Source organism: Parvibaculum sp. (assembly GCF_045863935.1).
In the GTDB taxonomy this organism is placed as follows: domain Bacteria; phylum Pseudomonadota; class Alphaproteobacteria; order Parvibaculales; family Parvibaculaceae; genus Parvibaculum.
On the sequence record NZ_BTVP01000009.1, the window covers coordinates 1 to 24,085 of the forward strand.

22 protein-coding genes are annotated in these 24,085 nt (G+C 62.7%); 16 read left to right on the forward strand and 6 right to left on the reverse strand.

Annotated features, from left to right (window positions below; all coding sequences use genetic code 11):
• The 3 genes from ACKUUH_RS05485 to ACKUUH_RS05495 all read left to right on the forward strand — a co-directional run.
• Positions 1-1,091, forward strand: a 1,091-nt coding sequence (locus tag ACKUUH_RS05485) for an FAD-binding protein (RefSeq protein WP_407948868.1), incomplete at its 5' end; no start/stop codon positions are given.
• 436 nt (positions 1,092-1,527) lie between these two features.
• The gene (locus ACKUUH_RS05490; protein WP_407948869.1) at positions 1,528-2,307 is read left to right on the forward strand and encodes a succinate dehydrogenase iron-sulfur subunit; all 780 of its coding nucleotides are present in this window, start codon (positions 1,528-1,530) and stop codon (positions 2,305-2,307) included.
• Positions 2,308-2,317: 10 nt separating this feature from the next.
• Complete coding sequence (locus ACKUUH_RS05495) at positions 2,318-2,680, forward strand: hypothetical protein (protein ID WP_407948870.1); 363 nt, start codon at positions 2,318-2,320, stop codon at positions 2,678-2,680.
• 168 nt (positions 2,681-2,848) lie between these two features.
• On the opposite strand, the gene ACKUUH_RS05500 is transcribed toward ACKUUH_RS05495, so the two are convergent.
• Together ACKUUH_RS05500 and ACKUUH_RS05505 are read right to left on the reverse strand one after the other, a co-directional pair.
• Entirely contained in the window at positions 2,849-3,382 is a 534-nt protein-coding gene (locus ACKUUH_RS05500) for a hypothetical protein (RefSeq protein ID WP_407948871.1), read from the reverse strand.
• A 274-nt stretch (positions 3,383-3,656) separates the two neighbouring features.
• Positions 3,657-3,953 (reverse strand): putative quinol monooxygenase, encoded by a 297-nt coding sequence (locus tag ACKUUH_RS05505; protein ID WP_407948872.1) that lies wholly within the window; start codon positions 3,951-3,953, stop codon positions 3,657-3,659.
• A gap of 499 nt (positions 3,954-4,452) precedes the next feature.
• On the opposite strand from ACKUUH_RS05505, the gene ACKUUH_RS05510 reads away from it, so the two are divergent.
• From ACKUUH_RS05510 to arsB, 3 genes are read left to right on the forward strand one after another with little or no spacing between them, the layout of a single operon-like run.
• Entirely contained in the window at positions 4,453-4,818 is a 366-nt protein-coding gene (locus ACKUUH_RS05510; RefSeq protein WP_407948873.1) for an ArsR/SmtB family transcription factor, read from the forward strand.
• Positions 4,819-4,845: 27 nt separating this feature from the next.
• Positions 4,846-5,361, forward strand: coding sequence for an arsenate reductase ArsC (locus ACKUUH_RS05515; RefSeq protein ID WP_407948874.1), 516 nt, complete (start codon positions 4,846-4,848; stop codon positions 5,359-5,361).
• Complete coding sequence (gene arsB / locus ACKUUH_RS05520; protein WP_407948875.1) at positions 5,362-6,432, forward strand: ACR3 family arsenite efflux transporter; 1,071 nt, start codon at positions 5,362-5,364, stop codon at positions 6,430-6,432.
• 60 nt (positions 6,433-6,492) lie between these two features.
• Here the strand turns inward: arsB and ACKUUH_RS05525 are convergent, their stop codons facing one another.
• Complete coding sequence (locus ACKUUH_RS05525; protein ID WP_407948876.1) at positions 6,493-6,843, reverse strand: hypothetical protein; 351 nt, start codon at positions 6,841-6,843, stop codon at positions 6,493-6,495.
• Between the two features lie 342 nt (positions 6,844-7,185).
• On the opposite strand from ACKUUH_RS05525, the gene ACKUUH_RS05530 reads away from it, so the two are divergent.
• The 3 genes from ACKUUH_RS05530 to zapE all read left to right on the forward strand — a co-directional run bounded on the left by ACKUUH_RS05530 (position 7,186) and on the right by zapE (position 10,839).
• Positions 7,186-8,688: a CoA-acylating methylmalonate-semialdehyde dehydrogenase gene (locus ACKUUH_RS05530; protein ID WP_407948877.1), complete on the forward strand. Its 1,503-nt coding sequence runs from the start codon at positions 7,186-7,188 to the stop codon at positions 8,686-8,688.
• Positions 8,689-8,776: 88 nt separating this feature from the next.
• Positions 8,777-9,619 carry an arylamine N-acetyltransferase family protein gene (locus tag ACKUUH_RS05535; protein WP_407948878.1) on the forward strand — a complete coding sequence of 281 codons (843 nt, stop codon included), beginning with the start codon at positions 8,777-8,779 and terminating at the stop codon, positions 9,617-9,619.
• A 98-nt stretch (positions 9,620-9,717) separates the two neighbouring features.
• Positions 9,718-10,839, forward strand: coding sequence for a cell division protein ZapE (zapE, locus tag ACKUUH_RS05540; protein ID WP_407948879.1), 1,122 nt, complete (start codon positions 9,718-9,720; stop codon positions 10,837-10,839).
• A 12-nt stretch (positions 10,840-10,851) separates the two neighbouring features.
• On the opposite strand, the gene ACKUUH_RS05545 is transcribed toward zapE, so the two are convergent.
• The gene (locus tag ACKUUH_RS05545) at positions 10,852-11,493 is read right to left on the reverse strand and encodes a hypothetical protein (RefSeq protein ID WP_407948880.1); all 642 of its coding nucleotides are present in this window, start codon (positions 11,491-11,493) and stop codon (positions 10,852-10,854) included.
• 308 nt (positions 11,494-11,801) lie between these two features.
• On the opposite strand from ACKUUH_RS05545, the gene mdh reads away from it, so the two are divergent.
• The 7 genes from mdh (at position 11,802) to lpdA (ending at position 22,373) form a co-directional block, all read left to right on the forward strand.
• Complete coding sequence (mdh, locus tag ACKUUH_RS05550) at positions 11,802-12,806, forward strand: malate dehydrogenase (protein ID WP_407948881.1); 1,005 nt, start codon at positions 11,802-11,804, stop codon at positions 12,804-12,806.
• Positions 12,807-12,948: 142 nt separating this feature from the next.
• Positions 12,949-14,025 carry an MBL fold metallo-hydrolase gene (locus tag ACKUUH_RS05555; protein ID WP_407948882.1) on the forward strand — a complete coding sequence of 359 codons (1,077 nt, stop codon included), beginning with the start codon at positions 12,949-12,951 and terminating at the stop codon, positions 14,023-14,025.
• A 215-nt stretch (positions 14,026-14,240) separates the two neighbouring features.
• Positions 14,241-15,410 carry an ADP-forming succinate--CoA ligase subunit beta gene (gene sucC / locus ACKUUH_RS05560; RefSeq protein ID WP_407948883.1) on the forward strand — a complete coding sequence of 390 codons (1,170 nt, stop codon included), beginning with the start codon at positions 14,241-14,243 and terminating at the stop codon, positions 15,408-15,410.
• A complete protein-coding gene (sucD, locus tag ACKUUH_RS05565) occupies positions 15,410-16,285 on the forward strand; it encodes a succinate--CoA ligase subunit alpha (protein WP_407948884.1) in 876 nt (291 codons plus the stop codon). The genes sucC and sucD overlap by 1 nt, the downstream gene beginning before the upstream one ends.
• A 236-nt stretch (positions 16,286-16,521) precedes the next feature.
• Positions 16,522-19,713: a 2-oxoglutarate dehydrogenase E1 component gene (locus ACKUUH_RS05570; RefSeq protein WP_407948885.1), complete on the forward strand. Its 3,192-nt coding sequence runs from the start codon at positions 16,522-16,524 to the stop codon at positions 19,711-19,713.
• Between the two features lie 38 nt (positions 19,714-19,751).
• Positions 19,752-20,972 carry a 2-oxoglutarate dehydrogenase complex dihydrolipoyllysine-residue succinyltransferase gene (gene odhB, locus ACKUUH_RS05575; protein WP_407948886.1) on the forward strand — a complete coding sequence of 407 codons (1,221 nt, stop codon included), beginning with the start codon at positions 19,752-19,754 and terminating at the stop codon, positions 20,970-20,972.
• Positions 20,973-20,981: 9 nt separating this feature from the next.
• On the forward strand, positions 20,982-22,373 hold the full coding sequence (gene lpdA / locus ACKUUH_RS05580) for a dihydrolipoyl dehydrogenase (protein ID WP_407948887.1): 1,392 nt from the start codon (positions 20,982-20,984) through the stop codon (positions 22,371-22,373).
• A 5-nt stretch (positions 22,374-22,378) separates the two neighbouring features.
• Here the strand turns inward: lpdA and ACKUUH_RS05585 are convergent, their stop codons facing one another.
• Together ACKUUH_RS05585 and ACKUUH_RS05590 are read right to left on the reverse strand one after the other, a co-directional pair.
• Positions 22,379-23,359: a tyrosine recombinase XerC gene (locus ACKUUH_RS05585; protein WP_407948888.1), complete on the reverse strand. Its 981-nt coding sequence runs from the start codon at positions 23,357-23,359 to the stop codon at positions 22,379-22,381.
• On the reverse strand, positions 23,332-24,072 hold the full coding sequence (locus tag ACKUUH_RS05590) for a DUF484 family protein (protein ID WP_407948889.1): 741 nt from the start codon (positions 24,070-24,072) through the stop codon (positions 23,332-23,334). Before ACKUUH_RS05590 ends, ACKUUH_RS05585 begins: the two co-directional genes overlap by 28 nt.
• Positions 24,073-24,085 lie beyond the last annotated feature (13 nt).

Consider the following 24,085-nt stretch of genomic DNA (forward strand, 5'->3'; position numbering starts at 1 on the left):
TGCCGCTGCAGGACATGGAGTTCATCCAGTTCCACCCGACCGGCATCTACGGCGCGGGTTGCCTCATCACCGAGGGCGCGCGCGGCGAAGGCGGCTATCTCACCAATTCCGAGGGCGAGCGCTTCATGGAGCGTTATGCGCCTTCCGCGAAAGACCTTGCCTCGCGCGACGTCGTCTCGCGCTCGATGACGGTCGAAATCCGCGAGGGCCGCGGCGTCGGTCCGGACAAGGATCACATCTTCCTTCACCTCGACCATCTCGATCCCGCGATCCTTGCCGAGCGCCTGCCGGGTATTTCCGAATCGTCGCGCATCTTCGCCGGCGTCGATGTCACGAAGGAACCGATCCCGGTTCTCCCCACCGTCCACTACAACATGGGCGGCATCCCGACGAACTTCCACGGCGAGGTGCTGACGCTCAAGAACGGCAATCCGGACACGATCGTGCCGGGCCTGATGGCGGTGGGCGAGGCGGCCTGCGTCTCCGTTCACGGCGCCAACCGTCTCGGCTCCAACTCGCTCATCGACCTCGTGGTCTTCGGCCGCGCGGCGGGGCTTCGCGCCGCCGAACTCGTCGCCCCCAATCAGCGCCAGCCGGAATTCGCGAAGGGCGCGGGCGACAATGCCGTTGCCCGCCTCGACAAGTTCCGCAACGCCAAGGGGCCGACGCCGACCGCCGAACTGCGCCTCACCATGCAGCGCGCCATGCAGGAAGATGTCGCCGTGTTCCGCACCCGCGAGACGCTGCAGTCGGGCGTGAAGCGCGTGGCGGCTGTTCACGACGCGATGCCCGACCTCAAGGTCTCCGACCGCTCGCTCATCTGGAATTCGGACCTCATCGAGACGCTCGAATTCGACAATCTCATCGTTCAGGCGATTGCGACCGTCAATGGCGCGGTCAACCGCGAGGAAAGCCGCGGCGCCCATGCGCGTGAGGATTTCCCGAACCGCGACGACGAGAACTGGATGAAGCACACGCTGTGCTGGGTGGACGATCAGAGCGGCAAGCCCTCGCTCGACTACCGCCCCGTCCACGCCTGGACGCTTTCCGACGACATCGAATACATCAAGCCGAAAGCAAGAGTGTATTGATAGAAACGGGGTGGGGGATGAAGAAGGTCATATTGGCGGCTTTTGTGGGAGCTTTTCTTTCTCCAAGCGCAGGCATAGCAAAAGAGGCTTGCTCAAATCTGGTCGAAAAGTACGACTGGCAGGATCGAGTTTTGGCGATGGAATTTGCTGAGGGTATTGGAGACAATAGTGCGCCTCGGGCAACCAATAGGGCGCTCTCTGAGCTTAATTCTAGAACTGAGCAACTGAAGCTCTTGGAGTTCATAAAGTACCGTAAGTGCCCCTTCCCGGATCAAGTAGGTGGAATGGGTCAGTACTTGGTACCGGCGATGGAATGCGCTACGGAGCGGCTCAAGGGGAACTCTAAGTCGCCAGCTTGTGAAATGAAGAATTGGAAGTCTTCGAGTTAACATTCCGAAGATTGATGAACCCGATAGAGTCGGCGCGCAGGTGAGAAATGGTCCAGCTTACACTCCCGAAAAATTCCAAGATCACCGAAGGCGAGACCTTCAAGGCCGCGCCGGACGCGAAGAACGTCAAGCGCTTCCGCGTCTATCGCTGGTCGCCGGACGATGGCGCCAACCCGACCATCGACACCTATGAAGTCGATCTCGACAAGTGCGGGCCGATGGTTCTCGACGCCCTCATCAAGATCAAGAACGAGATCGACCAGACGCTCACCTTCCGCCGCTCCTGCCGCGAGGGCATCTGCGGTTCCTGCGCCATGAATATCGACGGCCAGAACACGCTTGCCTGCACCAAGGGCATCGACGAGGTGAAGGGCGATGTGAAAATCTACCCGCTGCCGCACATGCCGGTGATCAAGGACCTCGTGCCCGACCTCACCAATTTCTATGCGCAGCACGCCTTCATCGAGCCCTGGCTGCAGACGAAGTCGGCGACGCCGGAAAAGGAATGGCGTCAGAGCCACGACGACCGCGAGAAGCTCGACGGCCTCTATGAGTGCATTCTCTGCGCCTGCTGCTCGACGTCGTGCCCGTCCTACTGGTGGAATGGCGACCGCTATCTCGGCCCCGCCGCGCTCCTGCAGGCCTATCGCTGGCTCATCGACAGCCGCGACGAAGCCACCGGCGAACGTCTCGACGACCTCGAAGACCCGTTCCGCCTCTACCGCTGCCACACCATCATGAATTGCGCGAAAACCTGCCCCAAGGGCCTCAACCCCGCCAAGGCCATCGCGGAAATCAAGAAGATGATGGTGGAGCGGCAGGCTTAAGGGTTCGCCCGTGGCGCGGCTCGTTCCGCTCTGCGCCAGCTATTCACTCGCAGAGGTCGCGTGTCTCCGCGCCATGCTTGCCGCCTATGGAATAAGGTCGATGGCGAGCGGCTATTGGCATGTCCGCAACGACTGGTTTCTCGTCGTTGCGTTCGGCGGCGTACATCTCCATGTCTTCGATCATGACGCAGAGGCCGCGCGCGCTCTCCTCGTTCCCGTCGAGGACTATATCGACGATCTGGAATCGGAGCCTCGGGCGATTCTACGGGCGCCTTTCCGCTTTCTCGTTTCCCTTTTTCTTCTCTACGCCTTCGGAGCGCCCATACCGCTCTGGATCACGAAGCGCCGCTTCCTGTCGGAGCAAGAAGCGTAAGCCGTGCCCCTCACCCTTCCGCCGTCTGCGACGGCTCCCTCCCTCTCCCCAGAGGGGAGAGGGGTGAAGTGCGGCATCTGTCTCCCTCGCCCCGTCGGGGAGAGGGAAGGGGCCCGCCGATGCGAAGCGTCGGTGGGAAGGGTGAGGGGGCAGCCTCTCGTTTGCCCCTCACTCCGCCACATACTCCGCATCCGGCTTCTGCCGCTCATGGGCAAACAGCAGCGCCTTTTTCAGATTCCCGAAATCCGTCACCACGCAGTCGCTGTTGCGCACGATCATGCCGAAATCGGCGAGCGTCATGCCTTCGTCCTCGACCAGCGACACGAAGTCCGGGCAGACCATGCCCCAGCGCCACCAGGTCGTGCCGTCGCGTTGCATCAGCGCGTAGAGGTTGCCTTGCCCCTGGTCTTCCTCGCGGATCATCACTGCATAGAGGTCCGGCCCGATTTCCTTCATCAGCCCGGTGAAGGCCTTGTTCTCTTCGCCCGTCCGCATCGTGTAGCGGCCGCTCTTCACCGTGACGCGCGCTTGTTCCGGCGTCTTGTCCGCGCGTTCGCCATTTTCGTTCAGCATATGGACGGTGAAGCGCGCCCCGTCCGCCACCGGATAATCCGCCTCCTTCGGCGACACGAGATCGCCGTCGGAAATGAGGCAGCCTGCGAGAAGAAGAGGCGCGAAAAGCGCGGCGAGACGGCGGATCATGGGAAGCTCCCTCGTGGTTCCGCCGCAGTATAACGAAAAACCCGGCCGCCGTATGGCGGGCCGGGTTCTGGGAGGGCCGAGATATGCCGGGGCGTCTAGGCAGCCGGGGCTCGGGACCCGAAATTTTGAGGCGCGTACATCCGGCGCCGTCTTGAGATAAAGCGTAAGCCGAAAGTCTGAATGTGCGGTGAACGCGAGGCCGGTTGTGACGGCGCTTCGGGCCGCGCCCGCCTGCGAGGATCGCCGGATTCCGGGCCCTCCGCATCCGGAGGGTTTACCCTTCCTTCACCGTGACGTCACGTATCGCGATTTCGGGCTCCATCTCGGCGAGGCGGCGGGTGGCCTCCATGAATTCATGGCAATAGGTTTGCGCAAAATGGAAGTCGACCGCCGCGCGGTCCCTCCATTCCTCGTAGAAGAAGTAGCGCCCCGGCTCCATCCGGTCTTCGTAGTAGCCATAGGAGACATTGCCCGGTTCCTCGCGCGAGAGGCGCACCTGGCGTTCCGCCACCTTCTCGAATTCGGCGCGGTTCGCCTCCGCCACTCTCGCCGCGCCCGTTATCACGATCATGCCGTTCTCCCTTGCCTGCTTCCCCGAAGCATAGCAGGGGCGTGCGGCGCATGGCATGACGCTCCGTGGGCGGATGATCTGTCGGGAAAGCCGAAGCCGGCCCGCACCGCTCACAAGGGGGAAGGAGCGGTACGGGCCGTGGCGTCGGCTCTTGAGGGATGCTGACGCCGGGAGAAACAGGCGGACCCGGAGGGAGGGGGAGGGAACCGGCGCCGGTCTCGAAAGCACAAACGGGCGGGGATTTCCTTTCCGTCGCGGGTGTACGGGAAATTTATGCCCGGTTTTCTCCTGCCCCCGGTTGCCGCGTCCCCTCGCCGGCAGGTGGCGCGTGTTTTCGACGCCTGCCTGAAACCGGGGACAAGTTTTTCGCCGCGATCCCGCCGTGGCACCACCCGCCATTCATGACAGTTTGGTGACATTTCGATGACAGTCGGGCCCCGGAGGCCCCGGTTTATCCCCGCTTCTTGACGCCGCCTATCGTTTTGATAATAGTCAAAATATGGAAATGGAAACCGCCGTCACTGCCCTCTCCGCGCTTGCGCAGGAAACGCGTCTCGCGATTTTCCGCGCTCTCATGCGCGCCCATCAGCCGGAGGAGGGACAAGGCGGTCTCGCAGCGGGCGAGATCGCGTCCGCGCTCGATGTCGCGCCCGCCACTTTGTCCTTTCATCTCAAGGAGTTACTTCATGCGGGGCTGATCGTTCAGCGCCGCGAGGGACGCTCCCTGATCTACAAGGCGGACCTCGCCGCCATGCACGGCCTGACCGCCTATCTCGTCGACGATTGCTGCCAGGGCGCCTGCGGGAGCTTATCCCCCTGCGTTCCGGAGGGTGTAGACCGGGTGGCCGTTCCCGCCCGCTGCTAATATCGTCCTTATACGGAGTAAATCGCCATGACCGGCGCAACCGAACCCTACAATGTCCTCTTCCTGTGCACCGGCAACTCGGCGCGCAGCATTCTCGCGGAAGCCTGCATGAACGCGCTGTCCGGCGGGCGCTTCAAGGCCTATAGCGCGGGCAGCCATCCGGGTGGCACGGTCAATCCCTTCGCGCTCGACGTGTTGCGCAATGCGCGGCTCCCGACCGAAGGGCTCAGGTCGAAATCATGGGACGAGTTCGCCGTTCCGGGTGCGCCGAAAATGCATTTCGTCGTCACTGTCTGCGACAATGCGGCGGGCGAGGTCTGTCCCATCTGGCCGGGTCAGCCGATGACGGCGCATTGGCCTTTTCCGGATCCTGCCGCCTTTGAGGGAAGCGATGCGGAGAAGCACGCTCTCTTCCTCGATGTCTTCCGGCAGATCAGGGCGCGCGTCGACATCTTCGCCAACCTGCCGCTTGCGTCTCTCGACAAGCTTGCCTTGCAGAAGCGCATAGATGAAATCGGATACGATCCGGAAAAGGCAATCTGAATGACGCATACGGAAGAACCGCGCCGCCTCGGTTTTCTCGATCGCGGATTGACGCTCTGGATTTTTCTCGCGATGGCATTCGGCACGGCGCTCGGCAGCCTCTTGCCGGCGCTGCCCGCCGCGCTCGAAAGCCTTTCCATCGGCACGACGAATATTCCGATCGCCGCGGGGCTCCTCCTCATGATGTATCCGCCGCTTGCGCGGGTGCGATACGAGGAGCTGCCGCGCATCTTCGAGGACCGCAAGGTGCTCATGCTGTCGCTGGTGCAGAACTGGTTCATCGGGCCGTTCCTGATGTTCGGCCTCGCGGTTCTCTTTCTCGGCGACGAACCGGCCTACATGACCGGGCTCATCCTCATCGGTCTGGCGCGCTGCATCGCCATGGTGATCGTCTGGAACCAGCTGGCGCGCGGCAGCAACGAATACGTGGCCGCGCTCGTTGCCTTCAACAGCTTGTTCCAGCTCATCTTTTTCAGTGTTTATGCGTGGTTCTTCCTCGCCGTGCTGCCGCCTATCTTCGGCCTTGAGGGGCAGGTGGTCGAGGTGAGTTTCTGGACCGTCGCGGGTGCGGTGCTCCTCTATCTCGGCGTACCTTTCGCGGGTGGCTATCTGACGCGCCGCTTTCTCAGGTCGCGTCTCGGTGCGGGCGCCTACGACAATGGCTTTGTGCCGCGCATCGCGCCGCTGACGCTCATTGCGCTTCTCTTCACCATCGGGGTCATGTTCGCGCTGAAAGGCGAGGCGGTGCTCGCCCTGCCGTTCGACGCCCTCCGGATCGCGGTGCCGCTCGCGCTCTACTTCCTCATCATGTTTCTCGTGAGCTTCGCGATGAGCCGTCTGCTCGGCGCGGATTATCCGCGTACCGTGTCGCTTTCCTTCACGGCGGCGAGCAACAATTTCGAGCTGGCGATCGCCGTCGCCATCGCCGCCTTCGGCATCGCCTCGCCTGTCGCCTTTGCAACCGTCATCGGTCCGCTGGTCGAGGTGCCGGTGCTGATCGCGCTGGTCAGCGTTGCGCGCTGGCTTCGCACACGCTGGTTCGGCGCCTCCTCGCCGCAGCCCGCGGAATGAAAAAGGCCCGCGCCGTGAGGCGCGGGCCCGATCCCTGTCCGTAGGGATGAAGTGCCGGAATTATTCCGCCGGCGTTTCTTCTTCCATCGGCGCGGTTTCTTCCGCCGGAGCGGCTTCTTCCGCCGGCGCTTCCTCGCCGCTCATTTCCTCGCCGGCATCTTCCATGGCCGCACCCGCATCGTCCATGGCTTCGCCGGTCGCCTCGGCGGCGTCCTCAGCCGCCTCTTCGGTCGCGCCCATCGCATCGCTTGCCGCTTCGCCTGCGGCATCCATCGCGTCGGTCGCTGCCTCGCCAGCCTGATCCATGGCGTCTTCCATGGTCGTATCTTCCGGATTCATCATCCGGTATCCGATTACCAGAACCACCGCGATCACGATGACGGCGATAGCGGTTTTCATGAAATTGGACATGATATTTTCCTCTTGGCGGTCGTTTCGCCTTGGTTTCACCCCAGCCGCAGCGATGCGGCCCGATCAGGGGCCCCCGCTTTGTTCTCCCACGGTTTGGATAGGCGCCCGGCGACGATGTTAGGGATGATTTGGGGCAAAACGCTACCGCGAAACGCCGGATTACAGGAAATCTTTTGCGGTTGTTGACGTTGGGTCACGCCCGGTACGGGGCCGGAACGGCCCGGCCTGCCGCGCTTGCCGGGGCCGGGGCCTTGCCGTCCGCTCGGGCGGCGGGCTAAACAGGCAAAGAATTCACACTGAAGGGAGACGCGGCCCGCGTTAAGCGGCGCGCGGCACTGAAAGATGGCCAAAGACCTCATGCATTTCATTGGCGGCGCGCATGTTCCCGGCAAGAGCGGGCGTTTCCTCGATGTGACCAATCCGAATACGGGCGAAGTGACGGCGCGGACGCCGCTGGCCAGCGCGGCCGAGCTGCGCGCGGCGGTCGATGTGGCGGCGAAGGCTTTCCCGGGCTGGGCGGCCACCAACCCGCAACGCCGCGCCCGCGTCATGTTCGAATTCAAGCGCCTCCTCGAAGCGAACATGAACGAGCTTGCCGAACTTCTGTCGGCGGAGCATGGCAAGGTGATCGCGGATTCGAAGGGCGACGTTCAGCGTGGCCTGGAGGTGATCGAGTTTGCCTGCGGCATCCCGCATCTCATGAAGGGCGAGTTCACGGAAGGGGCCGGTCCCGGCATCGACATGTATTCGATGCGCCAGCCGCTCGGCGTCTGCGCGGGCATCACACCGTTCAACTTTCCGGCCATGATCCCGATGTGGATGTTCGGCGTCTCCATCGCCTGCGGGAATACCTTCATCGTGAAGCCCTCCGAGAAGGATCCCTCCGTTCCGATCCGTCTCGCCGAACTCTTCATGGAAGCCGGTGCACCGGCGGGCGTTCTCAACGTCGTCAATGGCGACAAGGAAGCGGTCGACGCGATCCTCACCGATCCGACAATCCGGGCGGTCAGCTTTGTCGGTTCTTCCGACATTGCGCAATATGTCTATGCGACGGGCACCGCGCATGGAAAACGCGTGCAGGCGATGGGCGGCGCGAAGAACCACGCGATCATCATGCCGGATGCCGACATGGACCAGGTGGTGAACGATCTCATCGGTGCGGGCTACGGCTCGGCGGGCGAGCGCTGCATGGCGATCTCGGTTGCCGTGCCGGTCGGCGAGGAAACGGCGGACCGTCTTGTCGAGAAGCTTGTGCCGCGCGTGCAGGCGCTCAAAGTCGGCATCTCGACGGCGGCCGACAGCGATTACGGTCCCCTCGTCACCAAGGCCCATATGGACAAGGTGAGCGCCTATATCGACATGGGCGTCAAGGAAGGTGCGAAGCTGCTGGTCGACGGGCGCGGCTTCAAGCTGCAGGGCTACGAGAACGGTTTCTTCCTCGGCGGTTCGCTGTTCGATCATGTGACGCCCGACATGCAGAGCTACAAGGACGAGATTTTCGGGCCGGTGCTCCAGGTCGTCCGCGCGAAGAGCTTCGAGGAAGCCGCCGAACTGCCGACGAAGCATCAGTATGGCAATGGCGTCGCGATCTTCACGCGCGACGGCGATGCGGCGCGGAGCTTTGCCTCGAAGGTTCAGGTCGGCATGGTCGGCATCAACGTGCCGATCCCGGTGCCGCTCGCCTATCACACCTTCGGCGGCTGGAAGCGCTCCGCCTTCGGCGACACCAACCAGCACGGGCCGGAAGGCGTGAAGTTCTGGACGCATATCAAGACGGTGACCTCGCGCTGGCCGACCGGCGGCGTGAAGGAAGGATCCTCCTTCGTCATCCCAACGATGAAGTGATTGGCCCCAGGCCGATTTGCGAAAATGGCGCTTCTTTCGGGAGGCGCCATTCCCATATGAGCGGATATTTCTCGCAGGGCGCCTCGCGATGAGCGGTGACACGACACTCGACCTCGACGCCTATTTTTCCCGCATCGGCTATGACGGACCGCGGACGCCCACACTCGACACGCTGAAGGCGATCCATTACGCGCAGGCTGTGTCGATCCCCTTCGAAAATCTGGATGTTCTCGCGAAGCGGCCGATCCATCTCGATCCGGCCTCGCTGCAGAAGAAGCTCGTGACGGAGAAGCGCGGCGGCTACTGCTTCGAAGTGAACGCGCTCTTTGCTGCCGTGCTGAAAGAACTCGGCTTCGACGTCACGACGCTGATCGGCCGTGTTCGCTGGATGGCCCCCGAGGAGGCCGATACGGCCCGCTCCCATATGCTGATGCGCGTCGAGCTTCCGGAGGGTCCGTTCCTTGCCGATGTGGGGTTCGGCGGTCTTACCATGACCGGCCCGATCCGCTTCGAGACGGGAGCCGAACAGGAAACGCCGCATGAACCGCGCCGCCTTCTCGAGCATGAGGACGGGCTCGAGCTGCAGGCGAAGATCGCGGGCGGCTGGACGCAGATCTACCGCTTCACGCTGGAGCCGCATCGCCGCACGGATTACGAGGTGGCGAGCTGGTATACCGCGACCCATCCCTCGTCGATCTTCGTGCAGTTTCTGTTGGCGGGCAGGCCACAGGAGGGCAAGTGGCTCTTGCTCTTCAACCGCGAGTTCAAGATCCGTGGTCTCGACGGCAAGGCCGAAACGCGCGTCCTCGACAGTGCGGACGAGATCGCCGAAGTGCTCGACAGCTATTTCGGCATCGAGCTTTCGGAGGAAGACAAGGCGCTTGCCATCGAGCCCTATCTCGACCGGTGGCGGGCAATGTCCGGCGGCTAGGTTTCCGGCACAAAGCGCCCCTTACGGGCAACCTTGCCGTTTCCGGCTGTCGCGTCCATAAGAGGGGAACACCACACCCCCCTCCGTTCCGGCAGGTCATGATCTCAGGTCCGCTTTCCGCCTATCGCGACAAGATTGCCCGCGGCGAGATCGCCGAGGATGCCGCGCAGGCGCATGTGGCCGCGCGGCTGCAGCATCTCGCCGACGAGCTTGCCGAGTGGCGGCCGGGCCAGAAGGCCGGCCCCTTCGCGCGGTTCGGCTTCGGCAAGCCGGTGACGCCGCCGGAAGGGCTCTACATCTGGGGCGGGGTCGGGCGCGGCAAGTCGATGCTGATGGACCTCTTTTTCGAGACGGCGGTGATCGCGCCGAAGCGCCGCGTTCACTTTCATGCCTTCATGCAGGAAGTTCACGAGCGCATTCACGACTGGCGCCAGCGGGAAAAGGCAGGCGCGGTGAAGGGGTCGGACCCCATTCCGCCGGTGGCCGACATGGTCGCGAAGGAAGCCTCGCTCCTCTGCTTTGACGAATTCCAGGTTCACGACATTGCCGATGCCTCGATCCTCGGGCGTCTCTTCTCGCAGCTTTTCGAGCGTGGCGTGGTCGTGGTCGCCACCTCGAACCGCGCTCCGGACGGGCTCTATGAGGGTGGCCTCAACCGGCATCGCTTCCTGCCCTTCATCGACCTCGTGAAGACGAAGATGGACGTGCTGCATCTCGACAGCGCGACGGACTATCGCCTCGACCGGATCAGGGGCTTGCCGGTTTATCACGCGCCGCTCGGGGAGGCGGCGGATGCCGCGCTCGACGATGCCTTCGAGAAGCTCACAGATGCGGTTCATGGCGAACCCATGACACTCGCGCTCAAGGGGCGCGCCGTCGAGGTGCCCGAAGCGATGCATGGCGTCGCGCGCTTCTCCTTTTCAGACCTTTGTGCGCGGCCGCTCGGTGCGGCTGACTATCTCAAGATCGCGCAATGCTTCCACACCGTCATTGTCCGCGACGTGCCGGTCATGGGGCCTGAGCGCCGCAATGAAGCAAAGCGTTTCGTCACGTTGATCGATGCGCTTTACGAGGCGAAGACGAAGCTTATCCTGTCGGCCGAAGCGCCACCGGAGAAGCTCTATGCGCAGGGCGACGGTGCGTTCGAATTCGAACGCACGGCCTCGCGGTTGATGGAAATGCAGAGCGCCGATTATATCGGGCTCCGAAGCGCGGACTGAGGTTCCGCTCGCTCAGAGCCCCATATAGGGCGAGTGCGTCGGGCGGAGGCCGAGGCTTGTCGCCGGCTCTTCCGTGGCGGCGGAGGCGTCGGCCAGTCTGCGCGAGGATGCGTCAGGTGCCATGTCGAGCCGGTAGTCCCAGGACTGCCCGAAGGTCGCCGACATCATGCCGAAAGATACAGCCTCTTCCGGTTCCTGGCGCGCCGCTTCGCGGGCGATTTCGAGCGAGAATTCATGAGCCGCGCGGCGGTCCACCGGCACGAAGCCGAGCGCCAGCGGATCGAGATCGGCGGCGGCGACCGTCGTTTCCTTCACGTCGCCATCATCGCTCTTGAAGAGGGCGACAAGGCCGCCGAAATCGTCCTTCGTTGCGACGGAGTTGCGCTCTTCGCAGAAGGAGCGGCCCTCGCGGAGCGCGGCTTCGAGAAAGCGGCAGTCCTTGCCGGTCAGGGCCGAAAGCGCATGCTCGCCGAGATCGCGGCCTGTCATGATGGTGGAGGAAATGCCGGCGATGGTCAGCACTTCGCCGATGGTGAGGGCGCCAATCGCAGGCGCCGCGCAACCCGAAAGGCCGAGAATGCCAAGGCCGATCGCCGCAAGGCGGACCGTGCGCGATGCTTTTCCGAAAATGCTGCGACTGATATTCAGCGCCATAACGCACGCCCCCAACTAAACGGTCCTGAACGGGTGCAAGCTTCATGCCCGCCCGGACCTGGCGCGGTCCCCCCGGATCCTGCGCCTGCCCGCGTTGCATGCCCCATGAGCATCGCGGGTCAACCTTTACGTTGAGTAAAAATCATGCGGCGGGGGGCCTTATGTGTCAACGCGAGACGGATTCCATGGTTAAAATCCCGGCTTCTCAAGGTGCGGTCTTTCCGCTGCCTCCGTTGCGGAACGCGCGGATTCACGCTACTAGGCTGCGAGATTAACCACGGCGCACGCATATCGGAGGCTTCAACACCATGGCGCGCAAGAAAATCGCACTTATCGGCGGCGGCCAGATTGGCGGCACGCTGGCTCTTCTCGCGGGGCTCAAGGAGCTTGGCGACGTCGTCATTTTCGACATCGCGGAAGGCCTGCCGCAGGGCAAGGCGCTCGATCTCGCACAGACGGGGCCCGTCGAGGGATACAACGCCGCGCTTTCCGGCGCGAACGACTACAAGGGCATCAAGGGCGCCGACGTCGTCATCGTGACGGCCGGTGTGCCGCGCAAGCCCGGCATGAGCCGCGACGACCTTCTCGGCATCAACCTCAAGGTGATGAAACAGGTCGGTGAGGGTATCGCGAAATACGCCCCCAACGCTTTCGTCGTCTGCATCACCAACCCGCTCGACGCCATGGTCTGGGCGCTGCGCCAGTTCTCCGGCCTGCCGCACCACAAGGTCGTCGGCATGGCGGGTGTGCTCGACAGCGGCCGTTTCCGTCTTTTCCTTGCCGAGGAATTCGGCGTTTCGGTTGAAGACGTCACGGCCTTCGTGCTGGGTGGCCATGGCGACACGATGGTGCCGCTGCCGCGCTACTCGACGGTTGCCGGTATTCCTCTCCCCGACCTCATCAAGATGGGTTGGACGACGAAGGAAAGGCTCGACAAGATCATCCAGCGCACGCGCGACGGCGGTGCGGAAATCGTCGGCCTGCTGAAGACCGGCTCCGCCTTCTATGCGCCCGCCGCTTCGGGTATCGCGATGGCGGAAGCCTATCTGAAGGACCAGAAGCGCGTGATGCCCTGCGCGGCCTATATCGACGGCGAGTATGGCGTGAAGGACATGTATGTCGGCGTACCGGTCGTGATCGGTGCGGGTGGCGTCGAGCGCATCGTCGAGATCGATCTGAACGCTTCGGAAAAGAAGCAGTTCATGAACTCGGTCAATGCGGTGAAGGGCCTGGTCGATGCCTGCAAGAAGATCGATCCGGCCGTTGCCAAGGGCAATGCCGCGAAGGCCAAGGCGGCTGCGAAGAAGAAATAATCCGGCGCATAGCCGGGAAGAAAAGGCGGGCCTCGGGCCCGCCTTTTTTATTGGCATATAAAGTGTCAATATGTCTTGATTGTGAGTGCGGGAAGGCTTATTTAATGTTTTGCATTAGCGATGTCGGCAGGGAGGCTTACAAATGAAGCGCGTGGTGGCGGCCGGTATCGGCCTGCTGTTGGTGGCTGCGGCTGCCGGTCTCGGCATCGTCTGGTTCTCGCCTTCGGCACAGGACGCGGTGATGAGGCGTGTCGTCGCCTCCAATATGGGCTCCTACGACGCGGTGCTGAATGAGGATGCGCTTCATGTCGTTCTTTGCGGCACGGGTTCGCCGATGCCGGATCCCGACCGCGCACAGGCCTGTGCCATCGTCTATGCGGGCGGCAAGGTCTTTCTCATCGACTCCGGGCTTGGCGGCTGGGACAGGCTCGCGCGGTTCCAACTGCCGATCGGCGGTCTTAACGGCGTCCTCATTACGCATTTCCACTCCGATCACATCAGCGGCCTTCCGGACATCGCGCTCAATAGTTGGGCAGCGGGGCGCCGCGAGGCGCTCGCCCTCTACGGTCCGCCCGGCATCGAGCGGATCGCGCAGGGCTTCGACATCGCCTATTCGCTCGACGACGGCTACCGCATCGCCCATCACGGCCCCGAATTCTTTGCCGAGGAAGGCGCCAATTACCTGCCGATCGTCGTCGATGTTCCCGACCGCGATACAGGCGTCACCGTCTTCGACGAAGACGGCGTGAAGATCACTGCCTTTCGTGTCTCACACGAGCCGGTGGACCCGGCCTATGGATACAGGGTCGAGTACAAGGGGCGCTCCGTCGTCTTCAGCGGCGATACGAAGAAGGACAGCAATGTCACGAAGTTCGGCGCCGGCGCCGACGTCCTGATCCATGAGGCGCTTGCAACCCATATGGTTGCCTTGCTCGAAGAAGGGCTCGAGCACAGGGGAGACCGGCGCGCCAAGGTCATGCACGACATTCCGGACTACCATGCGACACCCGTCGATGCCGCCGAGGTCGCCAACGAGGCGGGTGTGACGCTCCTCGTCTACACCCATATCGTGCCACGGCTGCCGAATGCGCTCGCCGAGCGGGTGTTCCTGCGTGGTGTGCCGGAGGTTCGGAGCAAGGGCGTCACGCTCGGCTATGACGGGCTCTATCTGGAGCTTCCGGCGGGCTCGGACAAGATCGTCGAACGCGATCTGCGGTGACGCTGCGTCACTGTTTGTGGCGTCGCGGGCAGCGCTGCGGCAACTGAAATTCCTGTAAGCGGCGTACCCCGATTGGACCCTCTCCGGCGGCTATCTGCCGGTTGCGCCCGCCCGCTCGGGTGGTATAACTCCGAGCCATCCGACATAGCTTTCGGACAATCCTTTCCTTCTGGCGACGCGGGTTCCCGCGCCGCTCTCCAGCCGGACGGTTTTTCATGAATATTCACGAATACCAGGCCAAGGCCGTGCTTGCGAAGTATGGCGTGCCTGTGCCCCGCGGACATGCGGCGTTCACGCCCGAAGAGGCCGTGGCGAAAGCCAAGGAACTCGGCGGGCCGGTGTGGGTTGTCAAGGCGCAGATTCATGCGGGCGGTCGCGGCAAGGCCGGCGGCGTCAAGGTCGTGAAGTCGGTGGAAGACGTCGAGAAGGAGGCAAAGCGCCTGCTCGGCTCGACGCTCGTCACGCATCAGACCGGGCCGGAAGGCAAGGAAGTGCATCGCCTCTATATCGAGGAAGGCTCCTCGATCGCGCGCGAACTCTACCTTTCGGTGCTCGTGGATCGCGCGACCTCGCGCATCTCCTTCATCGTTTCCACCGAAGGCGGCATGGATATCGAGGAAGTGGCGAAGAAGACGCCCGAGAAAATCCTCAGCTTCTCGATCGACCCTGCATCCGGCATCAGCGGCTTCCACGGCCGCAAGGTTGCTTATGCGCTCGGCCTTGAAGGCGACCAGGTAAAGCAGGGCGTCGCCCTCATCGACAAGCTCTACAAGGCCTTCGTTGCCGAAGATATGAGCATGCTCGAAATCAACCCGCTCGTCGTGACGGGCGAGGGCAATATCGTCTGCCTCGACGCGAAGGTGAACTTCGACTCGAACGCGCTCTACCGGCACAAGGACATCGTCGAGCTGCGCGACCTCACCGAAGAGGACCCGGCCGAAGTCGAGGCGTCGAAATACGACCTCAACTACATCAAGCTCGACGGCAAGATCGGCTGCATGGTGAACGGTGCGGGCCTTGCCATGGCGACCATGGACATCATCAAGCTCTACGGCTCGGAGCCCGCGAACTTCCTCGATGTCGGCGGCGGCGCGACGAAGGAAAAGGTCACGGCCGCCTTCAAGATCATTCTCTCCGATCCGAGCGTCGAAGGCATTCTGGTCAACATATTCGGCGGCATCATGCGTTGCGACATCATCGCGGAAGGCGTTGTCGCCGCCGCGAAGGAAGTCTCGCTCGGCGTGCCGCTGGTGGTGCGTCTCGAAGGCACCAATGTCGATCTTGGAAAGAAGATCATGGCGGAATCGGGCCTGCCCATCATTTCCGCGGATAACCTCGCCGATGCGGCCGAGAAGATCGTCAAAGCCGTGAAGGAGGCCGCATAATGTCCGTTCTCGTCGACAAGAATACGAAGGTCATCTGCCAGGGCTTCACGGGTAATCAGGGTACGTTCCATTCGGAACAGGCGATTGCCTATGGCACGAAGATGGTCGGCGGCGTGAGCCCCGGCAAGGGCGGCACGAAGCATCTCGATCTCCCGGTCTTCAACACGGTCGCCGAAGCGGTCGAGAAGACGGGCGCGACAGCGTCCGCCATCTACGTGCCGCCGCCTTTCGCGGCCGATGCGATCCTGGAAGCGATCGATGCGGGCATCGAACTCGCCGTCTGCATCACCGAGGGCATTCCGGTTCTCGACATGGTGAAGGTGAAGCGCGCGCTTTCGGCTTCGAAGACGCGCCTCGTCGGTCCGAACTGCCCGGGCGTCATCACGCCGGGCCAGTGCAAGATCGGCATCATGCCGGGCCATATTCACAAGCCGGGCTCGGTCGGCATCGTGTCGCGCTCGGGCACGCTCACCTACGAAGCGGTTGCCCAGACGACGGCGGCGGGCCTTGGCCAGTCGACCTGCATCGGCATCGGCGGCGATCCGGTGAACGGCACCAACTTCATCGACTGCCTCGAGATGTTCCTCGGCGATCCCGACACGACCTCGATCATCATGATCGGGGAAATCGGCGGCTCTGCCGAAGAAGATGCGGCGGAATTCCTGAAGGCATCCAAGGTGAAAAAGCCTGTTGTCGGCTTCATCGCCGGTGTCACCGCCCCTCCCGGCCGCCGCATGGGTCATGCCGGCGCCATCATTTCGGGCGGCAAGGGCGGCGCGGAGGACAAGATGGAGGCCATGCGTTCGGCCGGCATCACCGTCGCGAAGTCGCCCTCGGCGCTCGGCACGACGCTGGTCGAAGTGCTGAATAGGTGAACCGGGCCTCGTTTCCGGGTTGATCGAGCGGGGTTTCCGGCTTTCCGGACGCCCCGCTTCGCTTTTCGGCTCCTTTTTTGGGGCCGTTCACAGCTTCGTCGGTATGAAATCTTCACGAAGCTCCTATATTCATAGGCAAGGCACGTGATTTGGCCCGCTGTCTGGGTCATTTCCAAAATGTGCCTCTGTGGCAAATCTCGTTTGACGGGCAGTTGCCTCTATGGCAATTTCCTCCCATGAAGCTCACCGACTGGCTCGAATCGAATAATCTCACGGCAAGTGCCTTTGCCGAGCAGCTCGGCGTGTCCGTGTCCACGGTCACCCGCTGTATGAATGGCCAGCGCCGCCCCGAATGGCAGACGCTCGATGCGATCTACAAGGCGACGGGCGGCCAGGTGACGCCGAACGATTTCCTGTCCGACGAAGCGGCTCTTCAAGGAGCGGCCAGCGCCGCGCCGAAGCCAAATGGACCAGACATCATGAGCAAGAACGGTGAGAACGACCGCATGGAGCGGACGTCCTTCCTCTACGGCGCCAACGCACTCTTCGTGGAAGAGCTCTATGCGCGCTATCAGGAAAGCCCCTCCTCGGTCGACCCCGAATGGCGGACCTTTTTCGACGGTCTCGGCGACGCGCCGGAAGATGTGCTGAAAGAAGCGAGAGGCGCCTCCTGGAAGCGCGCGGACTGGCCGCTCCATGCAAACGGCGAACTTGTGAGTGCGCTCGACGGGAATTGGGGCTCGGCGATGACCGAGGCCGGCAAGGTCCGCGAGAAGATCGAACAGCGGCGGCCCGCGGCTAGCGAGGACGAAATCCGCGCGGCGACGCTCGATTCTGTCCGTGCACTGATGATGATTCGCGCCTATCGCATCCGCGGCCATCTCGATGCCGATATCGATCCGCTTGCGCTTCGCCCGAAGTCTCAGCATCCCGAACTGCAGCCGGAAAGCTACGGCTTTGGACCTGACGATCTCGACCGGCCGATTTTCATCGACAATGTGCTCGGCCTCGAAACGGCGACCGTACGCGAGATGCTCGACATTTTGCGGCGCACCTATTGCGGGACGCTGGCCGTCGAATTCATGCATATCGGCGACCCGGAAGAGAAGGCCTGGATTCAGGAGCGCATCGAGGGGCCGGACAAGGAAATTTCCTTCACGGACATGGGCCGCTCGGCCATTCTCGACAAACTTATTCAAGCCGAGGGTTTCGAGAAGTTCTGCGGCGTCAAATATGTCGGCACCAAGCGTTTCGGCCTCGACGGTGCGGAAGCGATCATCCCGGCGCTTGAGCAGATCATCAAGCGGGGCGGCGCGCTCGGTGTGAAGGAGATCGTCTTCGGCATGGCCCATCGCGGCCGCCTCAATGTTCTGACGAACGTGATGTCGAAGCCCTATCGCGCCGTCTTCCACGAGTTCAAGGGCGGCTCTTCGACGCCGGAAGACGTCGATGGTTCGGGCGACGTGAAATATCATCTCGGCGCTTCCTCGGATCGTGAGTTCGACGGCAATAAGGTGCATCTCTCGCTCACCGCCAACCCGTCGCATCTCGAAATCGTGGACCCCGTCGTGCTCGGCAAGGCCCGCGCGAAGCAGGACCAGCATCACGATCGGCAGCGGGGCAGCGTCATTCCGCTGCTCATCCATGGCGATGCCGCCTTTGCGGGGCAGGGCATTGTTGCCGAATGTCTCGGCCTTTCGGACCTCAAGGGACACCGGACGGGCGGCTCGATCCATTTCATCATCAACAACCAGATCGGCTTCACGACGAGCCCGATCCACAGCCGCTCCTCGCCTTATCCTTCCGACGTTGCAAAGATGGTGCAGGCGCCGATTTTTCACGTGAACGGCGACGATCCGGAAGCGGTCGTTCATGCCGCGAAGATCGCGACGGAATTCCGGCAGCGCTTCAACAAGCCGGTCGTCATCGACATGTTCTGCTATCGCCGCTTCGGTCACAACGAGGGCGACGATCCGAGCATGACGCAGCCGCTCATGTACGAGAAAATCAAGGATCATCCGACGACGCTGCAGATCTATTCCAGGCGTCTTGTCGATGAGGGTCTGATGTCGGCCGAGGAGGTTGACGAACGTCTGGCCGCTTTCCGTGCCCAGCTCGAGGAAGATTTCCAGGCGGTGGCGACTTTCCGCCCGAACAAGGCGGACTGGCTCGATGGCCGCTGGTCGGGTTTCAGCAAGGCGGAAGGCGAAGCAAGGCGCGGCGAGACGGCAGTCGAAATCAAGAGGCTGAAGGAAATAGGTCTCAAGATCACCGAGGTGCCGGAAGGCTTCAACGTCCACAAGACCATACAGCGCTTCATGGACAATCGCCGCAAGACAATCGAGACCGGCGAGAACATCGACTGGTCGACGGCTGAAGCGCTCGCTTTCGGTTCGCTGCTCGACGAAGGCATCAAGGTGCGTCTTTCGGGGCAGGATTCCGAACGGGGCACCTTTGTGCAGCGCCACTCGGTTCTCAACGATCAGATGACCGAAGACCGCTACGTGCCGCTCAATGGCATCTCGGAAGCCCAGGCGGAATACGAAGTCATCAATTCGATGCTTTCGGAAGCGGCCGTGCTCGGCTTCGAATATGGCTATAGCCTCGCGGAGCCCAACGCACTCGTTCTCTGGGAAGCGCAGTTCGGCGATTTCGCAAATGGTGCGCAGGTCGTGATCGACCAGTTCATCTCATCGGGCGAGCGCAAGTGGCTCCGAATGTCGGGCCTCGTCATGCTGCTTCCCCATGGCTATGAGGGGCAGGGGCCGGAGCATTCCTCGGCCCGCCTCGAACGCTATCTGCAGATGTGCGCGGAAGACAATATGCAGGTCGCGAACTGCACGACGCCGATGAACTATTTCCACATTCTGCGCCGGCAGATGCATCGCAACTTCCGCAAGCCGCTCATTCTGATGACGCCGAAATCGCTGCTGCGGCACAAGCGCTGCGTCTCGAACATCACTGAGTTCGGGCCCGGCTCCTCCTTCCACCGCGTGCTCTGGGACGATGCGGAAATCCTTTCCGGCCAGAAGATCAAGCTCGTCTCCGACAAGGAGATCAAGCGGGTCGTGCTCTGCACGGGTAAGGTCTATTACGACCTTTACGAGGAACGGGAACGGCGCGGTATCAACGATGTCTATCTCATGCGCGTCGAGCAGCTTTACCCGTTCCCGGCGAAATCGCTGATGACGGAGCTTGCACGCTTCGCCGACGCGGAATTCGTGTGGTGCCAGGAAGAGCCCAAGAACATGGGCGCGTGGTACTTCATGGAACCGAATATCGAATGGGTGCTCGATCATATCGGCTCTCGCTACCGCCGCGCTACCTATGCGGGGCGTCCCGCCTCGGCCGCGACGGCGACGGGCCTCATGAGCAAGCATAATCAGGAACTCAATCAGCTTCTTTCGGAAGCGCTCAGGATCGACTGATCCGGCACCGGAAGACGTTCGGAAAGGCAGACCCCCCTATGGCGACGGAAATTCGAGTACCCACGCTCGGCGAATCGGTGACGGAAGCCACCGTCGCGCAGTGGTTCAAGAAGCCCGGCGATGCGGTGCAGGCGGATGAACCTCTCGTCGAACTCGAAACGGACAAGGTGACGGTGGAAGTCCCCGCTCCGGCGGCGGGCGTGCTCTCCGAGATCATCGCCAAGGATGGCGAGACGGTCGAAGTCGGCGCGTTGCTCGGCCAGATCGGCGAGGGCAAGGGCGCGACGCCTGCTCCGAAGAAGGAAGAACCGAAGAAGGCGGAGGCGAAGCCCGAGCCGAAAAAGGCCGAAGCCGCCGCCCCCTCGAAGCCCGCCGATGCCGAGCCTTCGCCTGCCGTGCGCCGCGTGGCGGCCGAAAACGATCTCGATGTCTCGAAGATCGAGGGCACGGGCAAGGGCGGCCGCGTGACCAAGGCGGATGCGGAAGAAGCTGTTGCCTCGAAGTTGTCCACGCCTGCGGCACCCGTTCAGGTCAAGGCGCCTGCGCCCGCCGATCAGGGCGCGCGCGAAGAGCGCGTGAAGATGACACGGCTGCGCAAGACGATCGCGACACGCCTCAAGGAAGCACAGAACACGGCGGCCATGCTCACCACCTTCAACGAGGTGGACATGAGCGCGGTCATGGCGCTGCGCTCGCAATACAAGGATATCTTCGAGAAGAAGCATGGCGTGCGCGTCGGCTTCATGGGCTTCTTCGTGAAGGCTTGTATCCATGCGCTGCACGAGATTCCGGCCGTCAACGCGGAGATCGACGGCGAGGAACTCGTCTACAAGAACTACTACAATATCGGCGTGGCCGTCGGCACGGAGCGCGGCCTCGTCGTGCCGGTGCTACGCGACGCACAGGACATGTCCATCGCCGATATCGAGAAGTCGATCAACGATTTTGGCCGCCGCGCGCGCGACGGTGCGCTCAAGCTGGAAGAGCTGCAGGGCGGCACCTTCACCATCTCGAATGGCGGTGTCTACGGTTCGCTCATGTCGACGCCGATCCTGAATGCCCCGCAATCCGGCATTCTCGGCATGCACAAGATCCAGGAGCGGCCGATGGTCGTGGACGGGAAGATCGAAATCCGTCCGATGATGTATCTCGCGCTTTCCTACGATCACCGGATCGTCGACGGCAAGGAAGCGGTCACCTTCCTCGTTCGCGTCAAGGACGTGCTGGAAGACCCGCAGCGCCTGTTGCTCGATCTCTGAGGTAAATCAATGGCTGATGCATTCGACCTTGTGGTGATCGGCGCGGGCCCCGGCGGCTATGAATGCGCGATCAAGGCCGCGCAACTTGGTCTCAAGGTCGCCGTGATCGAAAAACGCGACCGGCTCGGAGGCACCTGTCTCAATGTCGGCTGCATTCCCTCCAAGGCCATGCTCCACGCTTCCGAACTCTTTCACGAGGCGGGGATGAGCTTCGAGGACATGGGCATCGAAGTGCCGAAGCCGAAACTCAACCTGAAGCAGATGCTCGCATTCAAGGACGAGGCCATCGACGGCAACACCAAGGGCATTGAGTTCCTCTTCAAGAAGAACAAGATCGAATGGGTCAAGGGCGAGGGACGGATCGGCGCACCCGGCAAGGTGAGCGTCGGCGACCGCACGCTCGAAACGAAAAACATCGTGATAGCGACGGGCTCCGATGTCGCCAAGCTGCCGGGTGTCGAGATCGACGAGAAGACGGTCGTCTCCTCGACCGGTGCGCTTGAGCTCGACAAGGTGCCGGGCAAGCTTCTCGTCGTCGGTGGCGGCGTGATCGGTCTCGAGCTCGGTTCCGTCTGGGGCCGTCTTGGCGCGGAAGTGACCGTGGTCGAGTTCCTCGACAACATCCTCCCCGGCACGGATGGCGAGGTTGTGAAGAATTTCACCCGCACGCTGAAAAAGCAGGGTTTCGCCTTCAAGCTCGGCACGAAGGTGACGAAGGTCGAAAAGGCGAAGTCCGGCGTTAAGGTGACAGTCGAGCCGGCGAAAGGCGGCGAGGCGGAAGTCCTCGATGCCGATATCGTGCTCGTGGCCATCGGCCGCGTCGCCTACACGCAGGGGCTCGGCCTCGACAAGGTGGGCGTTGCGACCGACAAGCGCGGCCGCGTCGAAGTCGATGCGTCGTTCAAGACGAATGTCGACGGCATCTATGCAATCGGCGATGTGATCGCGGGGCCGATGCTCGCGCACAAGGCGATGGAAGAAGGTGTCGCGCTTGCCGAACGGCTTGCGGGGCATTACGGCGCGGTCAATTACGATGTCATTCCGGGCGTCGTCTATACCTCGCCGGAAGTCGCCTCCGTCGGCAAGACGGAAGAGCAGTTGAAGGAAGCGGGCATCGACTACAATGCCGGCAAGTTTCCTTTCACCGCGAATGGACGTGCGAAAGCGAACAAGACGACCGAAGGCTTCGTCAAGATTCTCGCCGACAAGAAGACCGACCGCGTTCTCGGCGTCCACATCATCGGCGTCGGCGCGGGCGAGCTGATCGCGCAGGCGGTCGTCGCGATGGAACTGTCGTCGAGTTCGGAAGACATCGCGCGCATGTGCATCGCGCATCCCACCATGTCGGAGGCGGTGAAGGAAGCCGCGCTCGCTGTTACGGGATCGCCGATCCATATGTAGGCGCGTCAACGGCGGCGCTGCGCCTTGTCATAGACCTCCAGTAGCCGCGCCGCATCGACCTCGGTATACATCTGCGTGGTCGAGAGGCTCGCATGGCCGAGCAGTTCCTGGATCGCGCGCAGGTCGCCGCCGCCCGCAAGCAGATGCGTCGCAAAGCTGTGGCGCAGCGCATGTGGCGTCGCCGTTTCGGGAAGGCCGAGCCGCCGCCGCAGTCCGATCATCGTTTCGCGAACCTGCCGCTGGCCGAGCCGCTTTCCTCTCGCGCCGACGAAGAGCGGGTCGCTTCCCGCAAGTCCGAAGGGGCAGAGCCTCAGATAGGCATCCACCGCTTCGCGTGCGGCGGGGAGGACGGGGACGATGCGTTCCTTGTTGCCCTTACCGGTGATGCGGAGCGTCTCCTTCAATGGGGCCTCGCGCCGGTCGAGCCCGAGCGCTTCCGATACGCGAAGACCGCAGCCATAGAGAAGCGTCAACACCGCAATGTCGCGTGCGGCGATCCATGGATTGCCGGGAGCGGTTTCGGCTTCGTCCAGAAGATTTCGCGCGCCCTTCACCGTCAACGGCTTCGGCAACGCATGCGGCAGCTTCGGCGAGCGCAGCGCCGTCGCCGATGCGTTGGACAAGACGTTCGAACGGTCCAGGAACCGGAAGAAGGAACGGACGCTCGAAATCAGCCGTGCGATCGAGCGGCTTTGCAGGCCTTCGTTACGGCGATGGCTGACAAAGGCGCGGAAGTCGCGTGTTTGGAGAGCGGCGAGCGCGTCGAGACTGGCGGGTCCACCCAGATGATCGACGAGGAATTCGAAGAAGCGCGTGAGGTCGCGGTGATAGTTCACCAGCGTCGCCTCGCTCATGCGGCGCTCACCCATCAGATGGGCATACCAGTTCCGGATTTCCGTTCGCGCGTCGGGGGCTGCGGGGATCGCCCTCGCGGCTTCGTCCGGCGCGGGGGCGCCGCTCAACGCGCGGGCGGCAGATCGAGCCATTGGCGCACGCAGCGCTCGACGACATCGGCGAGGAATTCCAGCAGGTCCACCGCCTGATCGGGGTGAAACTGTTCCGGGTCGAAACCGCCAAGCGCGAGGAGGCCGGGCGGCGAGGCGGGCGAGAAGTCGAGCCGCACCAGCGCTTCGGAATGGATATCCTCGGCCAGATTTCCGTAGAGACCCCGGCTGCCGCGCACATGGGCCGAAAGGCGGCATCGTTCGCCCAGTCCGAGGATGCGATCTACGCCGCCGGGTTCCAGCACGCGCACGCCGCGAATGCCGATGCCGGAAACGCCGCTCGCCGTTTCGATGCAGACGGTCGAGGCACGCACGCCAAGCACGCGGGCGAGACCGTCGGGCGCCGTCACATATTCGATCAGGTGCTCGAAGGAGCGGGCATCGAGAAGCCGCAGCGCCGCCGCATGCACCTGTTCGCGCGCAATGCTGTTGAGCGACGAGGCCTCGATGAGGTCCGACTGGATGTCGCGCAGCATGCGCACCTGGTTCTGCAGCCGGCCGATCATGAAGTGCTGCATGTCGAGCACGTTGCGGCCGGTCGATTGCGAGGGCGGCACGAGCGAGGAAATGAGATCGGGGTCGTTTGCGAGCAGCTCCGGATGCTGGCGCAGATAGGTCTTCACCTCGTCCGCGGACAGGGTGGTCCCCGCGTCGTCGATCTGCTTTGCTTCGGTGCTGTCGTTTTGCTGGCTCATGGCGTCAGCATCC